The organism is Azospira restricta (assembly GCF_016858125.1).
Taxonomy (GTDB): domain Bacteria; phylum Pseudomonadota; class Gammaproteobacteria; order Burkholderiales; family Rhodocyclaceae; genus Proximibacter; species Proximibacter restrictus.
Genome location: NZ_CP064781.1, coordinates 1,291,099 through 1,303,927 on the forward strand (window position 1 = coordinate 1,291,099; position 12,829 = coordinate 1,303,927).

12 protein-coding genes are annotated in these 12,829 nt (G+C 71.7%); 10 read left to right on the top strand and 2 right to left on the bottom strand.

The window, feature by feature from the left end:
• Positions 1-15: 15 nt before the first annotated feature.
• From IWH25_RS06275 to ubiA, 3 genes are read left to right on the top strand one after another with little or no spacing between them, the layout of a single operon-like run.
• On the top strand, positions 16-1,896 hold the full coding sequence (locus IWH25_RS06275; protein WP_203388471.1) for an MFS transporter: 1,881 nt from the start codon (positions 16-18) through the stop codon (positions 1,894-1,896).
• Positions 1,897-1,932: 36 nt separating this feature from the next.
• Positions 1,933-3,654, top strand: coding sequence for a cation:proton antiporter (locus tag IWH25_RS06280; RefSeq protein ID WP_203388472.1), 1,722 nt, complete (start codon positions 1,933-1,935; stop codon positions 3,652-3,654).
• A 48-nt stretch (positions 3,655-3,702) separates the two neighbouring features.
• Positions 3,703-4,587, top strand: a complete 885-nt coding sequence (ubiA, locus tag IWH25_RS06285) for a 4-hydroxybenzoate octaprenyltransferase (protein ID WP_203388473.1) — start codon at positions 3,703-3,705, stop codon at positions 4,585-4,587.
• 19 nt (positions 4,588-4,606) lie between these two features.
• Here ubiA and IWH25_RS06290 read toward each other — a convergent pair whose 3' ends face one another.
• On the bottom strand, positions 4,607-6,106 hold the full coding sequence (locus IWH25_RS06290; protein WP_203388474.1) for a two-component system sensor histidine kinase NtrB: 1,500 nt from the start codon (positions 6,104-6,106) through the stop codon (positions 4,607-4,609).
• Positions 6,107-6,235: 129 nt separating this feature from the next.
• On the opposite strand from IWH25_RS06290, the gene IWH25_RS06295 reads away from it, so the two are divergent.
• From IWH25_RS06295 to IWH25_RS06310, 4 genes are all read left to right on the top strand, one after another.
• Positions 6,236-7,774, top strand: a complete 1,539-nt coding sequence (locus IWH25_RS06295; protein WP_203388475.1) for a UbiD family decarboxylase — start codon at positions 6,236-6,238, stop codon at positions 7,772-7,774.
• Complete coding sequence (locus IWH25_RS06300; RefSeq protein WP_238999016.1) at positions 7,771-8,253, top strand: GNAT family N-acetyltransferase; 483 nt, start codon at positions 7,771-7,773, stop codon at positions 8,251-8,253. The genes IWH25_RS06295 and IWH25_RS06300 overlap by 4 nt, the downstream gene beginning before the upstream one ends.
• An 80-nt stretch (positions 8,254-8,333) precedes the next feature.
• Positions 8,334-8,720, top strand: coding sequence for a DUF4870 family protein (locus tag IWH25_RS06305; RefSeq protein ID WP_203388477.1), 387 nt, complete (start codon positions 8,334-8,336; stop codon positions 8,718-8,720).
• Between the two features lie 10 nt (positions 8,721-8,730).
• Positions 8,731-9,291, top strand: a complete 561-nt coding sequence (locus IWH25_RS06310) for a phosphoribosyltransferase family protein (RefSeq protein WP_203388478.1) — start codon at positions 8,731-8,733, stop codon at positions 9,289-9,291.
• 18 nt (positions 9,292-9,309) lie between these two features.
• On the opposite strand, the gene dacB is transcribed toward IWH25_RS06310, so the two are convergent.
• Positions 9,310-10,701: a D-alanyl-D-alanine carboxypeptidase/D-alanyl-D-alanine endopeptidase gene (gene dacB, locus IWH25_RS06315; RefSeq protein WP_203388479.1), complete on the bottom strand. Its 1,392-nt coding sequence runs from the start codon at positions 10,699-10,701 to the stop codon at positions 9,310-9,312.
• A gap of 78 nt (positions 10,702-10,779) precedes the next feature.
• Between dacB and IWH25_RS06320 the strand changes: the two genes are divergently transcribed.
• The 3 genes from IWH25_RS06320 to IWH25_RS06330 are packed head-to-tail and all read left to right on the top strand — an operon-like array spanning position 10,780 to position 12,822.
• On the top strand, positions 10,780-11,343 hold the full coding sequence (locus IWH25_RS06320) for a PilZ domain-containing protein (RefSeq protein ID WP_203388480.1): 564 nt from the start codon (positions 10,780-10,782) through the stop codon (positions 11,341-11,343).
• Between the two features lie 55 nt (positions 11,344-11,398).
• Complete coding sequence (locus IWH25_RS06325; protein WP_203388481.1) at positions 11,399-11,719, top strand: metal-sulfur cluster assembly factor; 321 nt, start codon at positions 11,399-11,401, stop codon at positions 11,717-11,719.
• Positions 11,716-12,822, top strand: a complete 1,107-nt coding sequence (locus tag IWH25_RS06330) for a hypothetical protein (protein WP_203388482.1) — start codon at positions 11,716-11,718, stop codon at positions 12,820-12,822. Before IWH25_RS06325 ends, IWH25_RS06330 begins: the two co-directional genes overlap by 4 nt.
• Positions 12,823-12,829 lie beyond the last annotated feature (7 nt).

Consider the following 12,829-nt stretch of genomic DNA (forward strand, 5'->3'; position numbering starts at 1 on the left):
CGGAGACATACAGCCATGAGCAACCAGTTCGGCCTGCTGCGGACGGAGCGCTTCCGACCGTTCTTCTTCACGCAGTTCCTCGGCGCCTTCAACGACAACCTGTTCAAGAACGCGCTGGTCGTGCTGCTCACCTTCCAGTCGGCGCAGTGGACGACGCTGCGGCCGGAGATCCTGGCCAACCTCGCCGCCGGCATCTTCATCCTGCCCTTCTTCCTGTTCTCGGCGACCGCCGGCCAGCTCGCCGACAAGTACGACAAGTCGCGCCTGGCGCGGCTGGTGAAGGTGCTGGAGATGGGCATCATGGCCGTCGCCGCCGCCGGCTTCGCGCTGCACAGCCTGGCGCTGCTGCTCGCCGCGCTGTTCCTGCTCGGCCTGCACTCGACGCTGTTCGGGCCGGTGAAGTACGCGATCCTGCCGCAGCACCTGCAGGAGACCGAGCTGGTCGGCGGCAACGCGCTGGTCGAGGCCGGCACCTTCGTCGCCATCCTCGTCGGCACGCTGGCCGGCGGCCTGCTCGCCGGCGCCGGGCTCGATCCGGTGTGGATCGCCGGCGCCGGCTTCCTCGTCGCCGCGCTCGGCTATGCCGTCAGCCGCGGCATTCCGGTGGCGCCGGCGCCGGTGCCGGAACTCCGCGTCAATCCGAATCCGTTCACCGAGACCTGGCGCAACATCGGCTTCGCCCGCGAGAACCGCACGGTGTTCCTGTCGATCCTCGGCATCTCCTGGTTCTGGCTGTACGGCGCGCTGTTCCTCGCGCAGTTCCCGGCCTTCGCGAAGAACGTGCTCGGCGGCGACGAGGCGGCAGTGACGCTCTTGCTCGCCACCTTCACCGTCGGCATCGGCATCGGCTCGCTGCTCTGCGAGCGCCTGTCGGCGAAGCACGTCGAGCTCGGCCTGGTGCCCTTCGGCTCGATCGGGCTGACGCTGTTCGGGCTCGACCTCGGGCTGGCGTCGATGTCCTTCGTGCCGGCGCCGATGCCGCTGCCGGTCGGCGCGCTGCTCGCGCAGCCGGCGCTGTGGCGCATCCTCGCCGACCTGGTGCTGATCGGCATCTTCGGCGGCCTCTTCATCGTGCCGCTGTACGCGCTGGTGCAGCTCAGGAGCGCGCCGCAGCAGCGCGCCCGCATCATCGCCGCCAACAACATCCTCAACGCGCTGTTCATGGTCGTCGGCGCGCTCGGCGCCGCCGCGCTGCTCGGCGCCGGGCTGTCGATCCCGGCGCTGTTCGCCGTCGCCGCGCTCTGCAACGCCGCGGTCGCGCTCTACATCTACGGACTGGTGCCGGAGTTCCTGCTGCGCTTCCTCGCCTGGCTGCTGATCCACACCGTCTACCGCGTCGAGAAGCGCGGCGTCGAGCACATCCCGCACGAGGGCGCGGCGCTGGTCGTCTGCAACCACGTCAGCTTCGTCGACCCGGTGATCCTGATGGCGGTGTCGCCGCGGCCGATCCGCTTCGTCATGGACCACCGCATCTTCCGGACGCCGATCATCTCCTTCATCTTCCGCCACAGCCGGGCGATCCCGATCGCGCCGGCGAAGGAGGATCCGGCGATGATGGAGCGCGCCTTCGCGGAAGTGGCGAAGGCGCTCGACGCCGGCGAGCTGGTCGGCATCTTCCCCGAGGGGCGGATCACCGACAACGGCGAGCTCTACCCCTTCCGCCCCGGCGTCACGCGCATCCTCGACAAGAACCCGGTGCCGGTGATCCCGCTTGCGCTGCAGGGGCTGTGGGGCAGCTTCTTCTCCCGGAAGGACGGGCCGGCGATGACCAGGCCGTTCCGCCGCGGCCTGCTGTCGACGATCGCCGTCGTCGGCGCGCCGCCGGTGGCGGCGGCCGAGGCGACGCCGGAGCGGCTGCAGGCGATCGTGCAGGACCTGCGCGGCGACTGGAAATAGGGTTTCGGCCGGGCAGCAGGTAAACTGCCGGCCATCATGCATTCCTCGCTGCTTTCGCTGCTGCTGCTGCTGTCCGTCGCCGTCGTCGCCGTCTTCCTGACGCGGCGCTTCCGCCTGCCGTCGATCCTCGCCTACCTGGCGATCGGCATCGCCCTCGGCCCGCACGGCGCGCGCGTGCTCGCCGAGGATGCGTCGGTCAGCACCTTCGCCGAGTTCGGCGTGGTCTTCCTGATGTTCTCGATCGGCCTCGAATTCAGCCTGCAGCGCCTGAAGGCGATGCGCTCGCTGGTGTTCGGCTTCGGCAGCACGCAGATGCTGCTGACCGCCGCCTGCACCGCGCTGGTGACCTGGTTCGGCTACGGGCAGGGCTGGCGCAGCGGCCTCGCCGTCGGCCTCGCGGTCGGCATGTCGTCGACCGCGATCGTCGCCAAGATGCTGTCGGAGCGCCTCGACCTGCATTCCCGGTCCGGCCGGCAGACGATGAGCGTGCTGCTGTTCCAGGACCTCGCCGTCGTGCCCTGCCTGATCCTGCTGCCGGCGCTCGCCGACCCGGCCGGCAATCTCGCCGTCTCGCTCGGCATCGCCACGCTGCAGGCCGCGCTGGTGCTCGGCGTGCTGATCTGGGCCGGGCAGCGGGTGATGCGCCGCGTCTACGACGTCGCCACCCGTTACCGCTCGGACGAGCTGTTCATGCTGGTCACGCTATGGGTGGTCGTCGCGCTGGCCTACACCACCGGCGCCACCGGGCTGTCGCTGGCGCTCGGCGCCTTCGTCGGCGGCATGCTGATCTCGGAGACGATCTACCGGCATCAGGTCGAGGCCGACATCCGGCCGTTCCGCGACATCCTGCTCGGCCTCTTCTTCGTCACCGTCGGCATGCTGCTCGACCTCGGCTTCGTCATCGGCAGCTTCGACCGCCTGCTGCTGGCGGTGCTGCTGCTGGTCGCCGGCAAGGGGCTGATCGTGCTGTGCGTCGCGCTGGCCTCGAAGAACCCGCTCGACGTCGCGCTGCGCACCGCGGCGCAGCTGGCGCAGGCCGGCGAGTTCGGCCTGGTGCTGATCGACCAGGCCTTCAACCTCAAGCTGATCGGCCCCGACGTTTTCCAGGTGACGCTGTCGGCGATGCTGATCTCGATGTTCCTCGCCCCCTTCCTGATCGAGCGCGTCGCCGCGCTGACCGGCCAGATGGCGCGGGGCGACTGGGCGCACAAGGCGAAGGTGATCCATGACATCGCCGTCGGCGGCTTCGGCCTCGCGCAGCACGTGATTCTCTGCGGCTACGGCCGCACCGGCCAGCAGATCGGCGAATTCCTCGACGGCGAGAAGATTCCCTTCCTCGCCCTCGAAGTCAATCCGCAGCAGACGCGGCGCAGCGCGCCGCCGTCCGGCCGCGTCGTCTTCGGCAACCCGGACCGGCCCGAGGTGCTCAAGGCCGCCGGCCTCGAGCGCGCGCGCGCGGTGGTGATCGCCTTCCTCGACGTGCATGCGGCGGAACGCGTGTTGCACCTGGTGCGCCAGGTGCGCCCGGACATCCCGGTGATCATCCGCGCCCCCGACGATACCGCAGTCGCGCGGCTGAAGCGCGCCGGCGCCAGCGAGGTCATCCCGGAAGTGCTCGAAGGCAGCCTGATGGTCGCCGCCGAGACGCTGGTCACGCTCGGCGTGCCGGTCGAGCGCGCGATCGGCCAGGTGCGCGCGGTGCGCGCCGAGCGCTACCGCTCGCTGCGCGATTTCTACCGCGACGGCGGCGGCCAGTAAGCCGCGCCGACTGCCGGCCGGCCGGCGGATAGCCTAGAATTCAGCCCCATGGAACGCAGACTCGACCGGATCAGGGAACGCCTCGACCTTTACGAAAAGCTGATGCGGCTGGACAAGCCGATCGGCATCCTGCTGCTGCTGTGGCCGACGCTGTGGGGGCTGTGGCTGTCGGCCGCCGGCCAGCCGCATTGGCTGGTGGCGTGGATCTTCATCCTCGGCACGGTGCTGATGCGCTCGGCCGGCTGCGTCATCAACGATTTCGCCGACCGCGACTTCGACCCGCAGGTCGCGCGCACGAAGGAGCGGCCGCTGGCCGCGCGCCGGGTGTCGACGAAAGAGGCGCTGATCCTCTTCGCGGCGCTGGTGCTGTGCGCCTTCGTCCTCATCCTGCCGCTGCGCAACTGGCTGGTGCTCGGGCTGTCGGTGCCGGCGCTGTTCCTCGCCGCGTCCTACCCCTTCACCAAGCGTTTCCTGGCGATCCCGCAGGCCTACCTCGGCGTCGCCTTCGGCTTCGGCATCCCGATGGCCTATGCCGCGAACACCGGCGAGGTGCCGCCGGTGGCCTGGCTGCTGCTGCTCGCCAACGTCTTCTGGGCGGTCGCCTACGACACCGAGTACGCGATGGTCGACCGCGAGGACGACCTGAAGATCGGCATCAAGACCTCGGCGATCACCTTCGGCCGCTACGACGTGGCGGCGGTGATGGCCTGCTACGCGGCGACGCTGGCGCTGCTCGCCGTCATCGGCTACGGCCTGCTGCGCGGCCCCGCCTATTATGCCGGACTGGCGGTCGCCGCCGGCATCGCCGGCTACCACTACACGCTGATCCGCACGCGCGAGCCGGCCCGATGCTTCAAGGCCTTCCTGCACAACAACTGGTTCGGGCTGGCGGTGTTCGCCGGGCTGGTCGCCGATTTCCTGATCGCACGCTGAGGGCTGCCGGGCGCTGCCGCTAGCCGCTCCCGTCGGCGGCTGCCCGTGGCAGCGTCACGCGGAAGCGGGCGCCGGCGCCGGGCGCGCTGTCGACGTCGATGCGGCCGCCGTGCTCGGCGACGATGCCGAAGCAGGTGGCGAGCCCCATCCCCCTGCCGCTGCCGACCGGCCGCGTCGTGAAGAAGGGCTCGAACAGCCGCGGCAGATGCTCGGCGGCGATGCCGCAGCCGTCGTCGGCGACCTCCGCCCACAGCGTGCACCCGTCGCCGCCGGTGCTCAGCGTGATGCGGCCGGGACCGTCGCCGATCGCCTGCAGCGCGTTGCTCAGCAGCGCCAGGAAGACCTGGTTGAGCTGCTGCGGCCGGCAGCGCAGCGGCGGCAGGGCAACGTAGTGGCGCTGCAGCTCGACGCCGGCCGGCAGCCGGTGCGCGATGAGCTTGGCGGCGCTGTCGAGGCAGCGGCTGAGATCGTCGTCGCACCAGTCGGCGGCGCCCTCGCGCGCGAATTCGCGCAGTTCGCCGACGATCTGCCGCACGCGGTCGAGGCCGTCCCGGCATTCGCCGAGCAGCAGCAGCGCGTCGTCGCGCAGGAAGTCGAGGTCGGCGGCGCGCAGCAGCGCCGCCGCCCGCGCGCGCCAGGCGGCGTCGGCGTCGCCGGCCGGCGGCGCGGCAAGGTGGTCGGCGATTCCCAGCAGCGTCGCCAGGTAGCGTTCGAGCGTTCCCAGGTTGGAGCGGACGAAACCGAGCGGGTTGTTGATCTCGTGCGCGATGCCGGCGGCGAGCTGGCCGAGCGCCGCCTGCCGCTGCGACTGCTGCAGCTCGCCTTCGAGCGCCTTGGTCGCGGTGATGTCGGAAGCGATCCCGAAGTAGCCGAGGAAGCGGCCGTCCGCGTCGAAGCGCGGCCGGCCGCTGACGCGGAACCACACCAGGCGGCCGTCGGGCCGCCGGCTGGCGTACTCGAAGTTGCGGAAGGGCCGGTGCGCCTCGGTCTCGCGCCGGTGCGCCGCCCAGTCGACGTTGCCGATCTGCTCGCGGCCGAGGCCTTGCCAGCGCGTCTTGCCGAGCGCGCTGGCGGTCGGCACGCCGGTGATCTGCTCGAACTCGCGCGAGAAGTAGGTGAAGCGCAGTTCGGCGTCCTGCTCCCAGTACCAGTCCGACGAAATCTCGGCGTAGTCGCGGTAGCGCTGCGCGCTTGCGGCGAGTGCCTGCTGGCGGTCGCCCTCGACCAGCAGTCCGGCGTAGCCGTCGGCGCCGGTGTTCGCGCGCAGGCTGAACCAGCGCCACGGGTCGCCCGGCCGTGCCAGGCGGACGTGCACCTCGTCGCCGTCTGCCGGCGGTGCCCGGAAGTGCGCCGCGTCGTCGGGGTGGATCGCCGCCGCCAGCGCGTCGCCGTCGCCGGGGGCGACGCCGAGGTGGGCGAGCAGGCCGCCGCTCGGCGCCTGCAGGCGCCAGCCGTCGGGCGTCCGGCAGGCGCGGAAGGCGATCAGCGGCAGCAGCTGCAGGTCGGCGACGGGGTCCATCGGCGCTCCTCGGAAGGCGAATGACTACTATATTTCGCCGCCCGCGGATTGGACAACCGGCGGCTCGTGTCGTCGCCGACAATCCAACAATCCGCGATAATGCGGGCTTCCCACCGCCCGAAGACTCCCATGCGTTACCACGACCTGCGCGACTTCATCGATCAACTGGAAAAGCTCGGCGAGCTGAAGCGCGTCGCCGTCGAGGTCGATCCGAAGCTGGAGATGACCGAGATCTGCGACCGCGTGCTGCGCCAGGGCGGCCCGGCGATCCTGTTCGAGAAGCCGAAGGGGCACGCGATGCCGGTCCTCGGCAACCTCTTCGGCACGCCGCGCCGCGTCGCGCTGGGCATGGGCCAGGACAGCCTGGCAGCGCTGCGCGAGGTGGGCCGCACGCTCGCCTACCTGAAGGAGCCGGAACCGCCGAAGGGCCTGAAGGACGCCTGGGACAAGCTGCCGCTGCTGAAGCAGGTGCTGTCGATGGCGCCCAAGCTGCGCTCGTCGGCGCCGTGCCAGGAAGTGGTGTGGGAAGGGACGGACGTCGATCTCTCGCGCCTGCCGATCCAGCACTGCTGGCCGGGCGACGTCGCGCCGCTGGTGACCTGGGGGCTGACCATCACGCGCGGCCCGAACAAGCCGCGGCAGAACCTCGGCATCTACCGCCAGCAGCTGCTCGGCCCGAACAAGCTGATCATGCGCTGGCTGGCGCACCGCGGCGGCGCCCTCGACTTCCGCGACCACTGCCAGAAATTTCCCGGCCGGCCGTACCCGGTGGCGGTGGCGCTCGGCGCCGACCCGGCGACCATCCTCGGTGCCGTGACGCCGGTGCCGGACACGCTGTCCGAGTACCAGTTCGCCGGCCTCTTGCGCGGCTCGCGCACCGAGCTCGTGAAGTGCATCGGCAACGACCTGCAGGTGCCGGCCTCGGCCGAGATCGTCCTCGAAGGCGCCATCCTTCCCGGCGAGACGGCGCTCGAAGGGCCCAGCGCGCTAGCGCGCTCCACACTCGCGGCGTCGCCGAAGGCACTCGATGGCTGGGAAACAGCCATCGAAGGGCCATTCGGCGACCACACCGGCTACTACAACGAGCAGGCCGAGTTCCCGGTATTCACCGTCGAGCGCATCACGATGCGCCGCGATCCGATCTACCACAGCACCTACACCGGCAAGCCGCCGGACGAGCCGGCGATGCTCGGCGTCGCGCTGAACGAGGTGTTCGTGCCGATCCTGCAGAAGCAGTTCCCGGAGATCGTCGACTTCTACCTGCCGCCGGAAGGCTGTTCGTACCGGCTGGCCGTCGTGTCGATCAAGAAGCAGTATCCCGGCCACGCCAAGCGCGTGATGTTCGGCATCTGGAGCTTCCTGCGCCAGTTCATGTACACCAAGTTCATCATCGTCGTGGACGACGACGTCGACGTGCGCGACTGGAAGGAAGTGATCTGGGCGATGACGACGCGCGTCGACGCCGCGCGCGACACGCTGATCGCCGAGAACACGCCGATCGACTACCTCGACTTCGCGTCGCCGGTGGCCGGGCTGGGCAGCAAGATGGGGATCGACGCGACCAACAAGTGGCCGGGCGAGACCGAGCGCGAATGGGGGCGGACGATCGTCATGGACGAGGCGGTCAAGCGCCGCGTCGACGCGATCTGGCAGGACCTCGGCCTGTGACGCTCGCCGTCGTCCCGCTGGCGCTCGCCGACCCGGCGCACGCCGCCGCCTTCATCGACCTGCTCGACCACTACGCGCGCGATCCGATGGGCGGCGGCGACGGCCTCGGTGCCGAGGCGCGGGCGCATCTGGTCGACCGCCTGCAGGCCGTGCCCGGTTTCCACGGCGCCCTCGCCTGCGACGGCGGGGAAGCGCTCGGACTGATCAACTGCTTCCTCGGCTTCTCGACCTTCGCCGCGCGGCCGCTGCTCAACGTCCACGACCTCGTCGTCCGCGCCGATCGGCGCGGCCGGGGCATCGGCCAGGCGCTGCTGGCCTGGGCCGAGACGCGCGCCCGCGAACTCGGCTGCTGCAAGCTGACGCTGGAGGTGCTGGCGAACAACGCGCGGGCGCTGGCCGCCTACCGGCGCGCCGGCTACGCGCCCTACGTGCTCGACCCGGCCGCCGGGCAGGCGCTGTTGCTGCAGAAGGTTTTCTAGGCGACTATTCCACCGGCGTGCCCGCGAACGACCCCGTGCGCGGCGGCCCTTCGTTTTCTTGCGACCGAGGCGAACGACCCATGACTGACGATGTCCAGCTCGACGGCGCTCGCGCCTGGTGCCACGTGATCTACGCGCTGCACGCCTTCTCGGTGCTGACCGGGATTTTCGGCGCGGTCAGCGTGATCGGCGCCTTCCTGATCGGCTGGCCGTCGATCATCGCCGTCATCCTCAACTACGTGAAGCGCGGCGAGGTCGCCGGCACCTGGCTGGACAGCCACTTCCGCTGGCAGATCCGCACCTTCTGGTTCACCGCGCTGTGGGTGCTGGTCGCGATCGTCCTCGCCTTCACCGTGATCGGCCTGCTGCCGGCGCTGCTCGTCGCCGGCGCGGTCACCGTCTGGCTGATCTACCGCGTCGTCCGCGGCTGGCTGGCGCTCAACGCCGGCCGGCCGATCGACGCCTGAGGAGCCTGCAATGGAAGCGAAACCGGCCGGCGAACGTTTCTGCCTCTACTCGAGCGCCGACCTCGACGGCGTGCTCGACCGCATGGCCGCCGAGGCGGCGGCGCTGCTCGCCGGTGCCGAGCACCCGCTGCTGCTCGGCATCCTGCGCCGCGGCGCGCCGCTCGCCGAGATGCTGCAGCAGCGGCTGGCGACGCGCTTCGGCATGGACATCCCGCGCCACGCGCTGAAGCTGAAGCGCTACGGCGACGACCTGGCGCTGCTGCATCCCGACACCCAGCTCACCGAGAGCGCCGAGTTCGCCGCGCTCGACGTCACGCGCGCCACCGTCCTCGTCGTCGACGACGTGCTCTACCAGGGGCACTCGCTGGCGCGCGTGCTCGGCTACCTGTCGCAGCGCCGCGTGCCGGTGATCCGCGCGGCGGTGCTCGCCGACCGCTGCTGCCCGCTGTTGCCGATCACCGCCGAGATCGTCGGCGTCCGCCTGCAGGTGGCGCCGGGCGACGTCGTCGAATGCAACGTGCCGCCGTACGAGGACGAGTTCAAGATCGAGGTGCTGCGGCCGCGGCGCTGAACGGCGCGCGGCCGTCGCTCAGCGTTCCGCTACCCAGCGCACCAGCGCGTCGAGCGGCGCCGCGCCGTTCTTCAGCTGCGCGTCGTTGATGAAGCCGACGACGACCCAGCGCCGGCCGCTGGTGTCGAGCACGTAGCCGGCGATGCTGCGCACGCCGTCGAGGTAGCCGGTCTTCAGGTGTGCGCGACCGGCGGCCGGCCCGTCCTGCAGCCGCTTCTTCAGCGTGCCGTCGCTGCCGGCGATCGGCAGCGAGGCAAGCAGCTCGGGCATCACCGGGCTGTCCCAGGCGTCCAGCAGCAGCCGGCCGAGGCCGGCGGCGGAGAGCCGCTCCGCCTGCGACAGGCCGGAGCCGTTGTCGAGCACGCTGCCGGCGACGCCCTTCGTCGCCAGCCAGCGGCCGATCGCCTGCCGCGCCGCGTCCGGCGTCGCCGGGCGTTCCGCCGCCAGCGTCAGGAACACCTGGCGGGCAGTGACGTTGTTGCTCCACTTGTTCATGCCGCGCAGCTGTTCGGCCAGCGGCGGCGATTCGTGCGCGTAGAGCAGGCGCGCGCCGGCCGGCGTCTCGCCGTCGCGCACGCGGCCGGCGAAGCGGCCGCCCAGCTCGCGCCACAGCGCGCGGAAGAGCTGCTCGACCTGGCGGTCGGCCGGCCACGGCGCGAGGTGCAGCGTCTTCTCGCCGCAGCGCCCGGAGTAACTGCCGGCAAGGCTCAGCGTGGCACCGTCGACGCCGACCTGCAGGCGCTCGCGCCAGCTGTTGCACGGCGCTTCGTCGAAGGCGACACGGCCGTCGAGGCGGACGCCGGCGGCCGGGTTCTCGGCGAAGACCTCGACGCGCCGCGCCGCGGTGTCGGGAACGAGCGTCACGCGCAGGCTCTTGTGGTCGATCAGCAGCGCGTCGGGGCCGGCGTTGTAGGCGCGCAGCGGCTGGTTGTCGAAGGCCGCCGGGTCGTGCGGCGGCAGGCGGAAGGCGCCGCGGTCGAGGACCAGGTCGCCGTCGATCTCGGCGACGCCGCGGTTCTTCAGCTGGCGCAGCAGCTGCGTGAAGCGTTCGAGGTCGAGGCCGGGGTCGCCGCTGCCGCGCAGGTAGAGGTTGCCGGCCAGCCGGCCGTCGGCGGGCGGCGCGTCGGCGAGCGCCTCGGTCTTCCAGGTGTAGGCCGGGCCGAGTAGGTCGAGCGCGGCGTAGGCGGTGACCAGCTTCATCACCGACGCCGGGTTCATCGGCCGCTCGGCGTTGTGCGCCAGCAGCGGCTTGCCGGCGTCGACGCGCTGCACGAAGAAGGCGGCGTGCGCGGGCGGCACGCCGCCTTCGCGCAGTGCGTCGCGGACCGGCGCCGGCAGCGCCGCGGCGGCGCCGGCGGCGGCGAGGAGGAGGGTGAGCGCGGCGAGCGCGCGCGGCAGCGAAAATGACATCGGCGAGGGCGGCGGACAGTGATTTGGTAATATTGTCGCACTTCCCGCCCGGGACGAAATTTCACGGATACAGGCAGCATGCAGGAGAAACGGCGCCACCAGCGCATCAGCTTCGACGACCCCCAGCCGATCCGGCTCGGCCACCGCGGCGAACGCGCGGTCGGGGAACTGGAGAACCTTTCGCTCGGCGGCCTGATGTTCCGCACGACGCTGACGCTGGCGGTCGGCGAGACGGTCGGCTGCGAATTCCGCGTCTTCGAGTCGCCGCTGATCGACCTGCCGGCGGTGGTCGTCAGCCGCATCGGCGACGGCCTCTACGGCGCGCGCTTCCAGGCCGGGCCGATGAGCCAGCACCTGATCGAGGACGCGATCAACGGCGCCATCGGCAAGGGCAAGGCGACCATCCTGTCGATCCACAGCCTGCCCGGCGGCAAGGTCCTGCGCGTCGCCGGCGCGCTGACTGCGACCGCGCGCAACGACTTCATGCACGGCGTCGAGCGCGTCGGCGTCGCCGAGATCGACCTCTCGGGCGTTACACTGATCGACAGCGACGGCGTGTCGATGTGTGCGGACGCGGTGGCGCGCTACGGCGTCCGCGCCGAGCGCCGCTCGCCCTGCGTCGAGGCCGTCTGGCGGCCGTAGGCGCCGTCGCGGGCGATCGCCGCCCGCCGTCTTCACCGTTCCCGGGATTCCCGCCATGACCGCTCCCCCCTTCTCCGCCGAACAGGTCCATGCTGCGCTGCGCGCCGTGGTCGATCCGGAGGCCGGCATGAACATCGTCGACCTCGGCCTCGTCTATGGCGTCGACGTCGATCCGCCGGCGGTGCGCGTCTCGCTGACGCTGACCTCGCCGACCTGCCCGATGGGCGACCTGATCCTCGACGAGGCGCGGCAGGCGCTCGCCGCCTGCCTGCCCGAGGGCTGGACGCAGGACATCCGGCTGGTCTGGGAGCCGCCGTGGGGGCCGCAGCGGATGAGCGCGAAGGCGCGCGCGCATTTCGGCTGGGACGGCCAATGAGCGCGCTGCCGAGCAGCGGCGGCGGCCTCGCCGTCGGCTGGCGCGTGCCGCTGCTGGTGATCGGCATGCTGTCGCTGCTTGCCGGCGTCGCCGCCGGCCTGCTGCGCGCCGGCTGGGGCGTGCCGCTGCCGGATGCGGCGCTGGCCGCGCAGCACGGTCCGCTGATGGCGGCCGCCTTCTTCGGCACGGTGATCGGGCTCGAGCGCGCGGTCGCGCTCGGCCGTCGCTGGGCCTTCCTGTCGCCGCTTGCCGCCGGCGCCGGCGGCCTGCTGCTGATCGCCGGCGCGCCGCCGTTCGTCGCGCTGCCGCTGCTCGCGGTCGGCGGCGGGCTGCTGACGGCGGCGACGCTGGTCGCCGCGGCGCGGCAGCCGGCCCTGCACACGCGCATCCTGGCGCTCGCCGCGGCCCTCGCCGCGCTGGCGCCGCTGGCCTGGCTGCTCGCCGCCCGCGATGCGGCGATCGCCGGCTGGGCCGCCTTCCTGGTGCTGACGATCGCCGGCGAGCGGCTCGAGCTGTCGCGCTTCCTGCCGCCGTCGCCGCGTGCGCGGGCGGTCTTCGTCGGCATCGTCGGCGCGTTGCTGCTGGCGCTGGCGGCGACGGCGGCGAACGCCGCCGGCCTGCGCCTGTTCGGCGGCGCGCTGGTCGCGCTGGCGGTCTGGCTGCTGCGTCAGGACATCGCGCGGCGCACCGTGCGCCAGCAGGGGCTGACCCGCTTCATCGCGGTCTGCCTGCTCTCCGGTTACTTCTGGCTGCTCGCCGGCGGCCTGCTGCTGGCGTTGCAGCCGCCCGGCCCCTTGCTGATGGACGCGGCGCTGCACGCCGTCTTCGTCGGCTTCGTGCTGGCGATGGTCTTCGGCCACGCGCCGATCATCTTCCCGGCGATCGTCCGCGTCAGCCTGCCTTACCGGCCGCGCTTCTACCTGCCGCTCGCCGTGCTGCACGCCTCGCTGCTGCTGCGCGTCGCCGGCGACCTCGCCGGGCTGCCGGACTGGCGCGCCTGGGGCGCCGCCGGCAATGCGCTGTGCCTCATCCTCTTCATCGCGACGATGGTCGCCGCGGCGCTCGCCGGGCGGGCGGAGGCCCAAAGAAAAACGCCCGCCTGAGGGCGGG

What these genes read in the sequence shown, in the direction of transcription:
- IWH25_RS06275 (WP_203388471.1), top strand. Translation starts at nt 16, where the DNA reads ATGAGCAACCAGTTCGGCCTGCTGCGGACGGAGCGCTTCCGACCGTTC.
- IWH25_RS06280 (WP_203388472.1), top strand. Translation starts at nt 1,933, where the DNA reads ATGCATTCCTCGCTGCTTTCGCTGCTGCTGCTGCTGTCCGTCGCCGTC.
- ubiA (WP_203388473.1), top strand. Translation starts at nt 3,703, where the DNA reads ATGGAACGCAGACTCGACCGGATCAGGGAACGCCTCGACCTTTACGAA.
- IWH25_RS06290 (WP_203388474.1), bottom strand. Translation starts at nt 6,106, where the DNA reads ATGGACCCCGTCGCCGACCTGCAGCTGCTGCCGCTGATCGCCTTCCGC.
- IWH25_RS06295 (WP_203388475.1), top strand. Translation starts at nt 6,236, where the DNA reads ATGCGTTACCACGACCTGCGCGACTTCATCGATCAACTGGAAAAGCTC.
- IWH25_RS06305 (WP_203388477.1), top strand. Translation starts at nt 8,334, where the DNA reads ATGACTGACGATGTCCAGCTCGACGGCGCTCGCGCCTGGTGCCACGTG.
- IWH25_RS06310 (WP_203388478.1), top strand. Translation starts at nt 8,731, where the DNA reads ATGGAAGCGAAACCGGCCGGCGAACGTTTCTGCCTCTACTCGAGCGCC.
- dacB (WP_203388479.1), bottom strand. Translation starts at nt 10,701, where the DNA reads ATGTCATTTTCGCTGCCGCGCGCGCTCGCCGCGCTCACCCTCCTCCTC.
- IWH25_RS06320 (WP_203388480.1), top strand. Translation starts at nt 10,780, where the DNA reads ATGCAGGAGAAACGGCGCCACCAGCGCATCAGCTTCGACGACCCCCAG.
- IWH25_RS06325 (WP_203388481.1), top strand. Translation starts at nt 11,399, where the DNA reads ATGACCGCTCCCCCCTTCTCCGCCGAACAGGTCCATGCTGCGCTGCGC.
- IWH25_RS06330 (WP_203388482.1), top strand. Translation starts at nt 11,716, where the DNA reads ATGAGCGCGCTGCCGAGCAGCGGCGGCGGCCTCGCCGTCGGCTGGCGC.